The 12,051-nt window shown below is 37.4% G+C and carries 21 protein-coding genes and 1 pseudogene; 17 read left to right on the top strand and 5 right to left on the bottom strand.

Features of this window, described 5'->3' with window-relative positions:
* The first annotated feature begins 79 nt into the window (after positions 1-79).
* The 4 genes from ACYH0L_RS12040 to ACYH0L_RS12025 all read left to right on the top strand — a co-directional run bounded on the left by ACYH0L_RS12040 (position 80) and on the right by ACYH0L_RS12025 (position 1,837).
* Positions 80-271, top strand: a complete 192-nt coding sequence (locus ACYH0L_RS12040) for a hypothetical protein (RefSeq protein WP_256498835.1) — start codon at positions 80-82, stop codon at positions 269-271.
* A gap of 387 nt (positions 272-658) precedes the next feature.
* Positions 659-1,084, top strand: coding sequence for an NUDIX hydrolase (locus tag ACYH0L_RS12035; protein WP_230030422.1), 426 nt, complete (start codon positions 659-661; stop codon positions 1,082-1,084).
* Between the two features lie 84 nt (positions 1,085-1,168).
* Complete coding sequence (locus tag ACYH0L_RS12030) at positions 1,169-1,525, top strand: Imm1 family immunity protein (RefSeq protein WP_256498833.1); 357 nt, start codon at positions 1,169-1,171, stop codon at positions 1,523-1,525.
* Between the two features lie 39 nt (positions 1,526-1,564).
* Positions 1,565-1,837 (top strand): DUF3986 family protein, encoded by a 273-nt coding sequence (locus ACYH0L_RS12025; protein ID WP_180275481.1) that lies wholly within the window; start codon positions 1,565-1,567, stop codon positions 1,835-1,837.
* A 217-nt stretch (positions 1,838-2,054) separates the two neighbouring features.
* Here ACYH0L_RS12025 and ACYH0L_RS12020 read toward each other — a convergent pair.
* The 5 genes and pseudogenes from ACYH0L_RS12020 to ACYH0L_RS12000 form a co-directional block, all read right to left on the bottom strand.
* Positions 2,055-2,453, bottom strand: a pseudogene (locus tag ACYH0L_RS12020) (sigma-70 family RNA polymerase sigma factor); the annotation flags it as partial.
* A gap of 95 nt (positions 2,454-2,548) precedes the next feature.
* Positions 2,549-3,172, bottom strand: coding sequence for a DUF4352 domain-containing protein (locus tag ACYH0L_RS12015; RefSeq protein WP_482354072.1), 624 nt, complete (start codon positions 3,170-3,172; stop codon positions 2,549-2,551).
* A gap of 158 nt (positions 3,173-3,330) precedes the next feature.
* Complete coding sequence (locus ACYH0L_RS12010) at positions 3,331-3,801, bottom strand: ImmA/IrrE family metallo-endopeptidase (RefSeq protein ID WP_482354071.1); 471 nt, start codon at positions 3,799-3,801, stop codon at positions 3,331-3,333.
* Positions 3,802-3,873: 72 nt separating this feature from the next.
* Entirely contained in the window at positions 3,874-4,524 is a 651-nt protein-coding gene (locus ACYH0L_RS12005) for a hypothetical protein (protein ID WP_482354070.1), read from the bottom strand.
* Positions 4,525-4,620: 96 nt separating this feature from the next.
* Entirely contained in the window at positions 4,621-4,956 is a 336-nt protein-coding gene (locus tag ACYH0L_RS12000) for a helix-turn-helix domain-containing protein (protein WP_181891709.1), read from the bottom strand.
* A gap of 161 nt (positions 4,957-5,117) precedes the next feature.
* Here ACYH0L_RS12000 and ACYH0L_RS11995 point away from each other — a divergent pair, with 161 nt between their 5' ends.
* From ACYH0L_RS11995 to ACYH0L_RS11935, 13 genes are all read left to right on the top strand, one after another.
* Positions 5,118-5,336 carry a helix-turn-helix domain-containing protein gene (locus tag ACYH0L_RS11995; RefSeq protein WP_181891708.1) on the top strand — a complete coding sequence of 73 codons (219 nt, stop codon included), beginning with the start codon at positions 5,118-5,120 and terminating at the stop codon, positions 5,334-5,336.
* A 16-nt stretch (positions 5,337-5,352) separates the two neighbouring features.
* Positions 5,353-5,502, top strand: a complete 150-nt coding sequence (locus ACYH0L_RS11990; RefSeq protein ID WP_482354069.1) for a hypothetical protein — start codon at positions 5,353-5,355, stop codon at positions 5,500-5,502.
* 68 nt (positions 5,503-5,570) lie between these two features.
* The gene (locus tag ACYH0L_RS11985; protein WP_223254150.1) at positions 5,571-5,837 is read left to right on the top strand and encodes a helix-turn-helix domain-containing protein; all 267 of its coding nucleotides are present in this window, start codon (positions 5,571-5,573) and stop codon (positions 5,835-5,837) included.
* A gap of 2 nt (positions 5,838-5,839) precedes the next feature.
* Positions 5,840-6,109, top strand: coding sequence for a hypothetical protein (locus ACYH0L_RS11980; RefSeq protein WP_096881244.1), 270 nt, complete (start codon positions 5,840-5,842; stop codon positions 6,107-6,109).
* A complete protein-coding gene (locus tag ACYH0L_RS11975; protein ID WP_413544992.1) occupies positions 6,110-6,280 on the top strand; it encodes a hypothetical protein in 171 nt (56 codons plus the stop codon).
* Positions 6,281-6,469: 189 nt separating this feature from the next.
* Complete coding sequence (locus ACYH0L_RS11970; RefSeq protein WP_095285463.1) at positions 6,470-6,661, top strand: hypothetical protein; 192 nt, start codon at positions 6,470-6,472, stop codon at positions 6,659-6,661.
* Between the two features lie 32 nt (positions 6,662-6,693).
* Complete coding sequence (locus ACYH0L_RS11965; protein WP_061419716.1) at positions 6,694-6,915, top strand: YqaI family protein; 222 nt, start codon at positions 6,694-6,696, stop codon at positions 6,913-6,915.
* 110 nt (positions 6,916-7,025) lie between these two features.
* Entirely contained in the window at positions 7,026-7,946 is a 921-nt protein-coding gene (locus ACYH0L_RS11960) for a hypothetical protein (protein WP_413544990.1), read from the top strand.
* Positions 7,906-8,706, top strand: coding sequence for a PD-(D/E)XK nuclease-like domain-containing protein (locus tag ACYH0L_RS11955; protein ID WP_413544988.1), 801 nt, complete (start codon positions 7,906-7,908; stop codon positions 8,704-8,706). Before ACYH0L_RS11960 ends, ACYH0L_RS11955 begins: the two co-directional genes overlap by 41 nt.
* A 213-nt stretch (positions 8,707-8,919) precedes the next feature.
* Entirely contained in the window at positions 8,920-9,780 is an 861-nt protein-coding gene (locus ACYH0L_RS11950) for a hypothetical protein (RefSeq protein WP_413544986.1), read from the top strand.
* A gap of 5 nt (positions 9,781-9,785) precedes the next feature.
* The gene (locus tag ACYH0L_RS11945; protein ID WP_075623713.1) at positions 9,786-10,073 is read left to right on the top strand and encodes a replicative helicase loader/inhibitor; all 288 of its coding nucleotides are present in this window, start codon (positions 9,786-9,788) and stop codon (positions 10,071-10,073) included.
* A complete protein-coding gene (gene dnaB / locus ACYH0L_RS11940; RefSeq protein ID WP_413544984.1) occupies positions 10,045-11,337 on the top strand; it encodes a replicative DNA helicase in 1,293 nt (430 codons plus the stop codon). The genes ACYH0L_RS11945 and dnaB overlap by 29 nt, the downstream gene beginning before the upstream one ends.
* 205 nt (positions 11,338-11,542) lie before the next feature.
* Positions 11,543-11,983 (top strand): RusA family crossover junction endodeoxyribonuclease, encoded by a 441-nt coding sequence (locus ACYH0L_RS11935; RefSeq protein ID WP_413544983.1) that lies wholly within the window; start codon positions 11,543-11,545, stop codon positions 11,981-11,983.
* The last annotated feature ends 68 nt before the right edge of the window (positions 11,984-12,051 follow it).

Raw genomic sequence — 12,051 nt, 5'->3', positions numbered from 1 at the left:
TTAGGATTCGCATCTTTTTTTAAAGTGAATCATGAAAATAAAGGGAAAATATGTTAAAGTGAGTGTGGGAGGGCTTCATATGGTATTGATGAGGTTGATCAGCCTATATATGCTGACAGCGTTTGGTTTGGCTTTTATCGTAAACTATGTACCTGGTTTGATGCTGCCCATTTATATTCTTGCGATGATTGGGCTCTTTTTCTGCTCGGTCATATTTCGTTCCATTATATTCAGCGAATCAGATACATGTTGTTTGATGAGAAGCCGTTGAAAGGAAAAGACCCAAAGTCATAAAGTTGTACCTCCTGTTTCCATCATAATCACGCAATGACCCATTCAAATCTAAAAACAAACCTCCTACTAAGATAAAGGAGGTTTATTTATTTTCTTGGTTTTTGATGATCTAACAGTTGGATGCTTTTTTCGTTCGCCTTTTTGATTTGTCTCAAAAGAGAAACGATATTTCACGTAAATCCTATTAGGACAATAAGTGAAATGATGATGATCCATATGCTAAGGCCTCCAATAGGCTGACTAATTCTTTTTTGCTGCCGCTTTCGTATCAAGGTTACAGTATAATGAGAATGTATTGAAATGAACAGTTCGTTCCATAAATTCGACAATTGATGTGAATGGTGAATAATTGAGGGGGATTCATTTGAAACGAGTAGACGTGGTTTCAGCTATTATTTATGACGTGAAAGAAAATATATTAATGGTCAAGAATGTAAAGGGATATTGGGAACTTCCAGGCGGTGCTGTGGAAAAAGGTGAACACTTGCAGCAGGCTGTCATCCGTGAAGTGAGAGAAGAGACAGGGTATGTAGTAAAAATAAATGAACTTCATTCGATTCGAGAAGCATTCTTTCAAGATAAAATGCATCATGCACTCATCGTGACCTTCTTTGCTGAAATCATCGGCGGGCAGATGAACATTCTAGATCCGGATCATGATATTGAAGAAGTAAAATGGGTAAGCGCTCAAGCTGCTCAAAAGCTAAATCCAAAGCTATTCAGCATGCTAAAATTAAAACAACAAACGCATGCATTTTATGAATTTGAAGGAAATAGAACAATTGGTTAAGTTGTTGGTGAATAGGTACGAAGGAAAGATTTTATGAGGAGCGCCAGTAGAAAATCCGGGAGAAGAATTCCGGGAGAAGAATTAATGAAAAGTATATTCTTTCAAAAGGGTGAAGATTATTGGAAACAAGGGAATGGCGAATCTTCTATTGAGATTGAAGAAGAAGGGGAATATGAAAGTCTTGTTTTCTTTTACAATGAACCTTATGGTTTTTTTATATTGAGATATCCAGATTTTTTGGTCCCTTTTAAAAAGGTTGAAAATATAGAAACAATTGAGTATTTTGTGGCAGGAGCGCCATTGTATGTGCCATCGTGCAGCTATGTAAATCGAGATGAAGCCCATCAAATCGTTCAACATTTTCTAAAGACAAAAACGATGCCTGATTTTGTTGAATGGGTAGAGTTGAGGAATATTGATTTTCAGCATATCTGTAAATAGACTTTTTTGAGACGAAGCGTATTAAGGAGAGAGAAAAGAATGCTTAATTTAGACGATACCATGCATTTACATGTAGGGTATTATAAAAACGGTTTTGATTATGAAGGGGTGTTTTATAAGAGTTTAGAATCAGAAAGATGGCTATTATTTTTTGATCATAAAAGTTACGGAATAATGCTTTTAAAGCGCTATGAAAAATACGATGATTTAGGGCTATTGATAGGGGAGTATCCTATTGAAGATGACCAAATTGAGGATGAAGGTCATAAACTATTCGAGCGTTTTTTAAAAGAAAACAGCATAGTGAAATAAATGGAGAATGTAAACATTACTTAGCCTTGGTGATGTTTTTTATTTAGAGTGAAATTTAATGTTTGCTTCTTTTTATTAATAGATTCTTTCTCTTATCAAATATGAAACAAAGGATGGTGACGAATGTGGGGGGAAGATCGTAATGACAAAATAAAAACAGACCAAACAAGGTCTGTTTTTAACTAGAAGTTGGAAAAAGTTATTTTGAAATCTGTCATCACTTCCTCTTCTCCCGCTTCCGTTTCTCCTTCTCCGCCCGGTAAAACTCATGAAACATCTTCATCAGCGCGCGCTTCTCAATCCGGGACACATAGCTCCGCGATATCCCAAGCTCTTTCGCTATTTCCCGCTGCGTTTTTTCTTTCTTTAAATCAAGGCCGAATCGGCCGACGATGACTTCTTTTTCCCGGCCGTCGAGAATGTCGATATACTCCTTTACTTTTTCAAGCTCCATGTTGAGCTGAATGGTATCAATCACATCTTCATTTTCAGATTTTAAGACATCAATTAATGAAATTTCGTTACCTTCTTTATCCTGACCGATGGGGTCATGCAGAGAGACATCTTTTTTTGTTTTTTTGAGTGCGCGTAAATGCATGAGGATTTCATTATTAATGTCAAGAGGGGGGTGCTTTTATATATGAAGTTTAATCAAAAAACATACGTTCTGTTTTATTTAGAAAAAGAAAGGCCCGAAGAGGGCCTTCAGAATTATTTTGTTTTAAAGAATAGTTTACCTCCAGCATATATACTTTTATAAGCTATCAAAAAGTCATCTCCTTTTTTTACTTGGTTTACTATATAACCTTCAAGAGAGCCACCATTATAAACTTCTCCCTCAAAGTCCTTTGGAGCAACAAAATCTAATTCCTGTGTATAAGGAGATCCATCACTCTTAAAAAAATCGAAGTTCAGAGTTGGGGAAAATAAAAGTGGTTCGTCATCTGTCTCAAAATTTGTAATCTTCACTTTGACCTTAACAAGTGCCCATTCAAAACCCTTTTTCGGTTGAGCAACAGAGCTATTCCTGTTATATAAAACATCAAATGCTTTATCTCCTCGAATAACCTCTTCTACATTCATCTTTAATTCAGCAGAATATTCATTACCCGATGTAGTAATGTAATCGTCGAAATAAATTACATCTTTTAAAGGTACAGGAGCTGTTCGTGTTCCATCAGCTTCTTTCTTATTTTCCTGTTTTGAAGACGATTCTTGAGCATTGGTCTCTTGTTTGCCCTTTTCTTCTTCTTTGGTGTTAGAGCTTTGTGTATTACAAGCTGATAAAGCTACTGATAATAAAAGAACTACAAATAAAGATAATTTTCTTTTCAAGTTTCTTTCTCCTTTTCTTCTTTTTAATTTTTGTTATTTATTGAATCGGTTGGAATGGGACTGATACATCATCCTATATACATAATTTAGAAACACAGACAATATTATAAAGGAAAAAAGTTTTAATTGTTGATTTTCGACAAAAGTAGACAAAATAATTATGACATATAGCATGGGTTTAAAGTCACGAATCGTTCGGTGGCGAATTCGTATGTAACATTGAAAAGTGCTGCTATCTCATTTGCGAAATTATTATAAGGCTGAATTGCTTTTATTTTTCTAAGCATAAAAGTTGGAATACAAAACTTATATGCAAAACGCTTCGCCTGCATTTCCTGCAGCTCTCTAAACAGTGGGGGCATAATCAGTTGATTTCCTTCATGTCTAAGCGCATGACAAAGTTCATGACCAAAATCTTGCCACTGTTCTTGAGGACTGAGGCGATTATCGATGATAATAGTTCCAGCATAGTACCGGCTGCTGATGTTGAAAAATTCGACTTTTAAATTGGAGCGGTAGGCGATGTCTAATAGATCAAGTTCGGATGGATTTGTTATGTTGATTTGATGATAGAATGCTTCGATCCAGTCATCTAAGTGTGTTGTGTTTTTTGGTAAAATACGTTCCAACTAAAGCAACTCCTTTAAAACAAGAACATTCGTTCTATTTATGGGTAAAAAATAAATACTCTTAATGAGCATTTATTTTAAATCAACTGTTAATTCTTTTTTTTCGGCAACATTATTTAAATGTTCGTCGAATGGTGAATCTAATACAAGTCTGATACTCTTAATTTTGGAAACATCAGATTCAAAAGGAACAGCAACTTGATATTCTCTTTTCGCATTTCCAAAAAGTTTCATATCATACTGCTCAATGTCTGTATAAAGATTATTACTGCTCATCTTAATCTGTTCTTTTGTATTTAAAATAATATGACTAATACCAGAGAAATTGATGGTCTCTTTATCTGTATTTTCTACAGAAAATTTTATATCAATAAAATGAAAAGGGTTTGTTAATTGAATATCCGTTAAACTTTGATAGTCGCTTAGACGGTCATCAGGAATATTTGACAACTTCATTATGTTGACATGTTCAAAATTTATCTTGAGCGGGCCCATTTTCTGTGCTTCAATTTTTTCTTGGCTTTTTAAGTAATTAAATAATTCTCCTGTTTCGTCATCTTTGTAACTGTCACTTGTCTGTTCTTCTTTAGTTTCTTTTTCCTTTTTGTCTGAAACATTTTCTTGTGGTTTTGCCGAAGATTCATCAGTTGTTTTAGTTGAATTACATCCAACTAAAAGTACAAATAATGATAAGCAAATTGAGAATAAGAATCTTTTCCCCATAGCTTCCCCCTATTTTTCTTTCTGATAACTTGTATATCTCTTCAAATTCATCAAATAATTCATTCTGCATAAAAAGGTTTATATACAAGTATGTGATTATTTTTTGCTCTTAATAAATTCCCAAAACTGTATTAATTCCTCAATCTTATCATCGGGTGCATCTTTCAAATCTTTAAAGAAAAGTTCTGTTTTTGGATCTAAAAGCTCTTTCCACATATCTTCATTTGAGCTATCGAATTCTTTTCCGGTTAATAAAAAATCAAGAGATACATTAAAAATATCAGTTATTTTAATAAGCGTTTCATAGTCAGGGCGGCGTTTATTTATCTCATAATGAGCATATGTTCCTCGTGAAATGCCAATTTTTTTTGCAATTTGTTCTTGAGTCAGATTATGTTTTTCCCTCAGGGATCTAAGTCTATCACCCAACATAGTTATTCCTACTTTCAAATTAAAGGTTGAGTACATTATATCGTAGCAAAAAGCTACAAAGAAAAAATGTAGCAAAAAAGCGCAAAGGGCATTGACTGTATCAAAATGCTACTGTATTATGTGATTAATAGTAGCGTAACGCTACAAAAGGAGGTGTTAGTTTGCAGAAGAGAAAATGGCTCTCTAAAAAACGTAAAGAAATTGGTAAAACACAAGAAGAAATTGCAACAGCTGCAGGTATAAAAAGAGCTTATTACTCTCAAATTGAGCTAGGTTCTAGAAGTCCTAGTGTCGGTGTAGCGAAAAGGATCAGTAAAATTATAGGTTGTGATTGGACATATTTTTTTACAGTCGATTGTAGCGAAAGAGTACAAAAGTGAAGAGAGGTATATCAAATTGAAAATAACCGTCACAAAAGGCCCTCTATTTCATCAAGCAGAAGCCAGGGCTTACAAGTACCTAAGCGGCATCTTAATTAAACGAATGAAAGAGCATCAAGAAAAAATTGAAAGAGATAAGCAAGAATTGGTCGCTTCTTCATCATGATACCCATTTAAAAATTTTCTAGCTGTTCTAACTTGGAAAAAGTTCTTAACCAGAACAGAACAAAGGGGGTGAGGAAGTTGAGGTTGGGGGTAGTGCTCCGACAAGCAAGGAAAAGAGCTGGGATGTCTCAAGAGAAGTTGGCTGAATTGTTAAGTCGCTCAAGGAGCTGCATATCAAAATTTGAGAACGATCAAAAGATGCTTGATGTTCCTACATATGTACGGTGGATGGAGGCGACAAATGCAAAAGAAGCCATGATCGCAACCTTATGTGGTGTCGATCCACTTGCGGTCACGCAGCAAATTACAGCCATTATGGCTTTGTTTGGAGGATGAAGATGAGAAAAGCGATTTTCAAGAGTATTGATCACGAAGGGATAACAGCTGAAATGATCTGTATTGAACAACTACAAAAAAGATTAATGAAAGCATTAGAGAGTGCTGATACAAATACAGCATTGGCAGCTCACAAAGATATTGCTAAATCATTAAACCAAATTCAGCGTTACGAAAGCCAAGCTAAAGTTCATTTATTAAAACAGGCTGCGAGTATTACAAAAATCAAATATCCAAAATCACTAAAAAATAGATTGAGAGGATTGATCTAGGTGAAGTATTTGTTCACAGCAAGTCGCTTAATGAAGGCGAAAGATATCGTAAAAGAATGTCAGATGCGTCATACAGAGGAAGGACTCATTTTATTAGCCGCTGTGGAATTACAGATCAGAACGGAAATAGAAAACAGAAAAAAGCAGCAAGCTCCGACACTTACTGCTTAAATCATTTCAAACCATGAATAACAAAATGATCGATCTCATTATAGCGTTATTTAGAGATCACGACAAGGCTTATTCTTGTCGTCCGGCTTGCGGATGGGACAGTGTACACCTACCCCCTCAAATCATGCTCCATCTGCGGTCGGACGATGCGAATAAGCATCAAATAATGTGTTAGGGAGGAAAGAAGTCTTGAGAAATAAACCAGTTATTAAACCTTTCAGTGAGAGACAGTCTGATCAGTTCTATCTATCACAAGTGAATGGATCAATTGTGATGACTAACAAAGGTAAGCCAATGTTCCAATTTCCTGATAAACAAGCCTTTGAGAAATTTCAACAACTAAAGGCAGATGCAATCCGCTCAAAATTAGAGATTTCTTGATGCTTACACCAAACAGAAGAGGAGGGAAGAAGATGAATATTGAGCATCCGATCATCACAGAGATTAATAGATATGGCTATCCAAAAGATGTGGTGAGGCAAGAGGAACACTTTGGAATTGATTTTTATGGGTCAGAAATTTTGCTAGAAGATGACTATGTTGAGGATAAAAATTCAGGTGAACTGATCTTGCGAGAAAATCTAGAACGATATCTTGCAGAGGAGCTTGATTTTGAATTTAAAACAGCAAAATAAAAGAGTTCACTCCCAACAAGTGAACTCTCATCTAAATAACCAGACACAGAATAAGGTGTCAACCACTATTATAAGCAGGTTGGCACCTAAATTCAATGGGGGGTTCTTATATGAATGGATTGTCAAATGTTGATTACTCAAACTATATGGCAGCTTCACAGCAATCAGCAGGAACTTCAGTAACAACCGAAGCTATGGTTAGTCGGCAGGCACAGGAAGTACAAGCAGCTATGGTCATCGCAAAGAAGTTTCCAAGAGACGTTTATGCTGCTTTTGAACGAATCAAGAAAGCATGTGAGCGTAGGCTATTAGCTGAGAATGCTGTCTACGAATATCCACGAGGTGGCACAAAGGTATCAGGTCCTTCTATTCGTCTGGCTGAAGCTCTGGCACAGAATTGGGGGAACATTGATTACGGAATCATGGAACTTGAACAAAAAGCAGGAGAATCTTCTGTAATGGCTTATGCATGGGATCTTGAAACCAATACTCGTCAGACCAAAATATTTACGGTAAAGCATGAACGAAAAGCAAAAGGAGCCATTACAAAGCTCAACGATCCAAGAGATATCTATGAACTGGTTGCAAACCAAGGGGCACGTCGAGTTCGTGCGTGCATTCTCGGAGTGATACCAGGAGACATTGTTGATGCCGCAGTTGATATGTGTCAAAGAACGCTGATTAGTGGTCATAAAGAGCCTTTAGAAGACCGTTTAAGAAAAGCATTAACAACATTTAAAACTGATTTTGGTGTTACGAAGGAAATGGTCGAGGAATATGTCGGTAGCAAATTAGATGCCTTTACTGAGCAAGATTATCTCAAAATAGGACGTATCTACACTTCACTTCGAGATGGAATGGCAAAAAAAGAGGATTATTTCAACGTCAAAACTTCAGGTGCTACTAATGCTACAAAATCCAAAATTGAAGAAGAATTTCTAAAGCAGCAGGAACAAAAAGAAAGTGATGCAAAGGCTGGTGAGCCAGCAGATGATGATTCCGACAATCAACAAGGAGAATTACTATTCTAACGAAATCGACCAAGTTTATATGTCAAATTCTCAATATAAGAGTTTCTTAGAGTGTGAGGCGGCTACAATGGCAAAACTCAACGGTGAATGGCAGCCGCCGTCCTCTGAGGCTCTGCTCTTTGGTCAATATGTTCATGCTTGGCTTGAAGGAGAGCAGGCCTTTGATGAATTTAAGATGAACACACCTGCTCTATTTACACAAAAGGGCCAGCTTTATAAACAATATCAATTGGCTGATCTCATGATTGAAGCTATACAGAATGACGACTTGTGCATGTTTGTTCTTCAAGGAGATAAAGAAGTGATTATCACAGGTGAACTGTTCGGAGTGCCCTGGAAAGGAAAACTCGATGTGTACAACCCAGCAGGTGGGCGCTTTGCTGATCTTAAAACAACTCGCTCTCTTAGGGAAAGGATATGGGATCAAGAGCTTGGCTATTGTTCATTTGTAGAAGCCTATGGATATATCGCTCAAATGGCTCTCTATGCGGAATTAGAAAGACAGGAAACAGGACGTAGTGATTGGTTAGAGCCTTTGATTGTGGCCATATCAAAAGAAGATCCACCAGATAAAGCAGTTATCAATATTGATGAGTCAAGAATGGAAATTGAGTTAGAAGATATAGAAAAAAACATGGAGCGGATCGTTCAGGTTAAGCATGGCGGAGAAAGACCGAGAAGGTGTGAAAAGTGTAAGTATTGTCGTTCTACAAATCGTCTAAACCGCATCATCCATTTTTCTGAACTGGTGAACAGCTAATGAGGGAGAAGCTAATCATTAAAGTTCCTATTCCGTTTGTGTACCTGTCTTTATCTAAATCAAGTCGTAATCAAGCTGCGTTATTTAGAACGTATGTAAAGGGTTATATCCAAAGAAATGAGCCAGGTCTTACTTTTATTAGGATCAGTGGAATGTACGCTCTATGTGAGGTTAAAAGGCCTTAATTGACGGTGTTGGAGAGGAGGAAGTTATTTGTCTACTGGATGGGTAAAGCTGCACCGAAAAATATTAGAACACGAATTATGGAATGATGTGACTACTTTTAGACTGTTCACTTTATTAGTTATGAGAGCAAGTCATCAAGATGGCTTCAAAATGAATGGAGTTGTATTAAATAAGGGCCAGTACATAAGATCGTACTCAAAACTATGTGAGGACCTCGCTTATAAAGAAGGAAGAGGGCTAAAAAAACTGTCTAAAAGTACAATTATGCGTTCAATTAAGAAACTTGTTACGAACAACATCATTACTGTTAGCGAAACGGAACTAGGAACACTATTCACCATTGTTAAATACGAGTCATATCAAGAGTTTTCGAGTGATCACGAAACAGAACCAAGAACGGAAGAAGAACCTATTGCAGAACGAAGACGGAACGAAAGCGGTACGAAGTCGGAACTATATCAAGAATTAAAGAATTTAAGAATTAAAGAAGAAGAGGAAGAAGAAAAGAGAGCCTCAGTAGAAAATGATCTAACTCCTTTCCAGCAGATCAAAGAAAAGTACTTATCACGAAAAGGTGGGTTGATGTTAACGCCAAAAGATTCAGCTGCCATTGAAAGGATTCTCAAGGAGCGAATCCCACTTGAAAACATATTGGTGTGGATCGATGAGATATTCGATCAATATCAACCAAAGCATAGAGCAGACAGTATTAAATCTTTTGTATACCTGGAATCAGCGATTCTTGATCGGTGGCATGCACAGCAGCATCAACATCAGCCTCTTAAAAACAATGTTTCTGAATTTAAACCAAAGCAGCATAGGCAAAGTAATTTAGACGCACTGGCTCAATACGCAAAAGAAAATGGGATTAAATTTGGAGGAGGTTGATGGACATGAATCAAGAGCAAGCGATGTCTATCCTAACAAGGATTGCAGCTGCCTATCCAAGGTTTGAACTTACTACAGACGCGATCGGAAAAGAAAGAATTAAACTTTGGCTTGATCACCTAAAGGATCAACCCTATGAACAGGTTTTAAAAAAGATCGACCAGCACATTGCTGAAAAAAGATTCCCACCTGCTATAGCAGAAATCAAAATCAAACAACCAGAGCAAAATGAATTCTTAGCGAAACAGAAAGTGTGGGAACAAAATGCAAAATTTGCGAAACGTAGAAGCTGAACAGTTTTTATTAGGTTGTATCATCCTTGAAGGTGATCTGATTAAAGAAACAGCACTAGAACCCAGACATTTTGCTGAAGAACGGCATAAACGCATTTTCGAAGCGATGAGGGAAGTGGACAAGCTAGGTAAGCCTGTTGAATTGGCCAATATCGCTGCATCTATGGGAGACCTTTTAAATTCAATTGGAGGCTTTGAATACTTAACCAATCTTGCAAGTACTGTTCCCTCAAAACATGCTTTCGAGACCTATGAAACATTAATTTACGAGGCTTTTAGACTCAGAGATTTACAAAGTGCCGCTTTAGCTTTTGCTAATGCCCCATGCGATGAGGGGATCACTGAGCTTTATCAAAAGACCATTGAAGTGCAAGAAGTTGGAGTTAAAGCCACTCGGACAAAAATGGATGTTCTGACGGAGATATTCATGAGCATGGAAGAAGATCAAGGAGATCTTACAGGAGTCGACACTGGTCTTGCGGACCTGAATGCTATGACAGGTGGTTGGCAAAAAAGCGATTTGATTATCGTAGCTGCTCGTCCATCGATGGGAAAGACTGCTTTTGCTCTTAACCTAGGATGTAACAACGCGCTAAAGGGTGGAGTAACTGATATTTTCTCGCTCGAAATGTCAGATACACAGTTAACTCATCGAATGTTAAGCAGCCTTGGAAGAATTGAAGGCACGAAGTGGAGGAATCCAAAAAAGTACTTTAGCGATCAAGATTATGACAGAGCCAACAAAGCTATGGGTGAATACGAAAAATTAGATATCTACATCCATGATCAACCCACTCAAACAGTCGCAGATATCCGGTCCCAGATCCGAAAAACGAAAAAGGATCATCCTGATCAAGATCATTTAGTCATCATTGACTATTTGCAGCTTATTACCCCAATCGGTAAGTTTGAGAGCAAGAACTATGAGGTTGGAGCTATCACAAAAGAGCTGAAGAATATGGCGAGAAGCTTTAATGTCCCAATCATTTTACTGTCACAACTCTCACGTGGAGTTGAACAGCGGCAAGATAAACGTCCAATGATGTCTGATTTGCGTGATTCAGGAAGCATTGAACAAGACGCTGATATCGTTACGTTCCTCTATCGTGATGATTATTACAACAAAGATAGCGAACAGAAAAACATAGTTGAAATCATCTTTGCTAAACAGCGAAATGGTGAAGTTGGGACAATAACTGCTGCTTTTATGAAAGAGTACGGAAGGTTTGTAAACTTGTCGCGGCAAATGGAAGTCGCTTTATGATACGGAGGATGAACATGTCAAATATTAATAGCAAACAGCGTCGTGAGTACCTTTTAAGCGAATTAACTCGTATTGGATATTTAGCTAGTTTGGACAAGAACCCCAAAAATTTATCACTCTATGAACTCGAAATGCTCGTCATCTCTCTCAAGAGTCAACGTGGCAGCAGGGTGTTAACATATAACGCTAGGATGGAGGCATCTGAATGAAGATAGCATTTACCATCTACGGAGAACCGGTTGCACAGGGGCGTCCAAGAGCTACTCATATGAATGGAATGACAAGGTTATACGACCCCAAGAAGTCACGAGACTTTAAGCAATACGTGAAGTTGGCAGCAAGTGATCATCGTCCAGATCAGCTCCTTACAGGTCCACTTGAATTGAAAGTGAAAGTCTATAAATCCATATTAAAAAGCTTCAGCAAGAAAAAAGCAGTAGCAGCTGAAAGAGGTGAGCTGCGACCAGCTAAGAAGCCAGATGTTGATAACTACATCAAAGGGATAAAAGATGGCCTGAATAAAGTCATTTGGCACGATGATAGCCAGATAGTCGATCTACATGTAAGCAAATTCTATAGCAGCACACCAAGAATTGAAATCGAAGTCTCTACTCTCATACCACCTCAGCAAATCGGAGTAGTCTAAAGTGACACGCAAACGATCAAAACGGTGGTTCCTGCTTTATCGTAAAGAGGATGGACAACGCGTCTATC

It is taken from the genome of Bacillus sp. MC1252, from assembly GCF_056838025.1.
The sequence above is the reverse complement of the archived record's forward strand: the minus strand, read 5'-3'. Positions and strand labels throughout refer to the sequence as shown.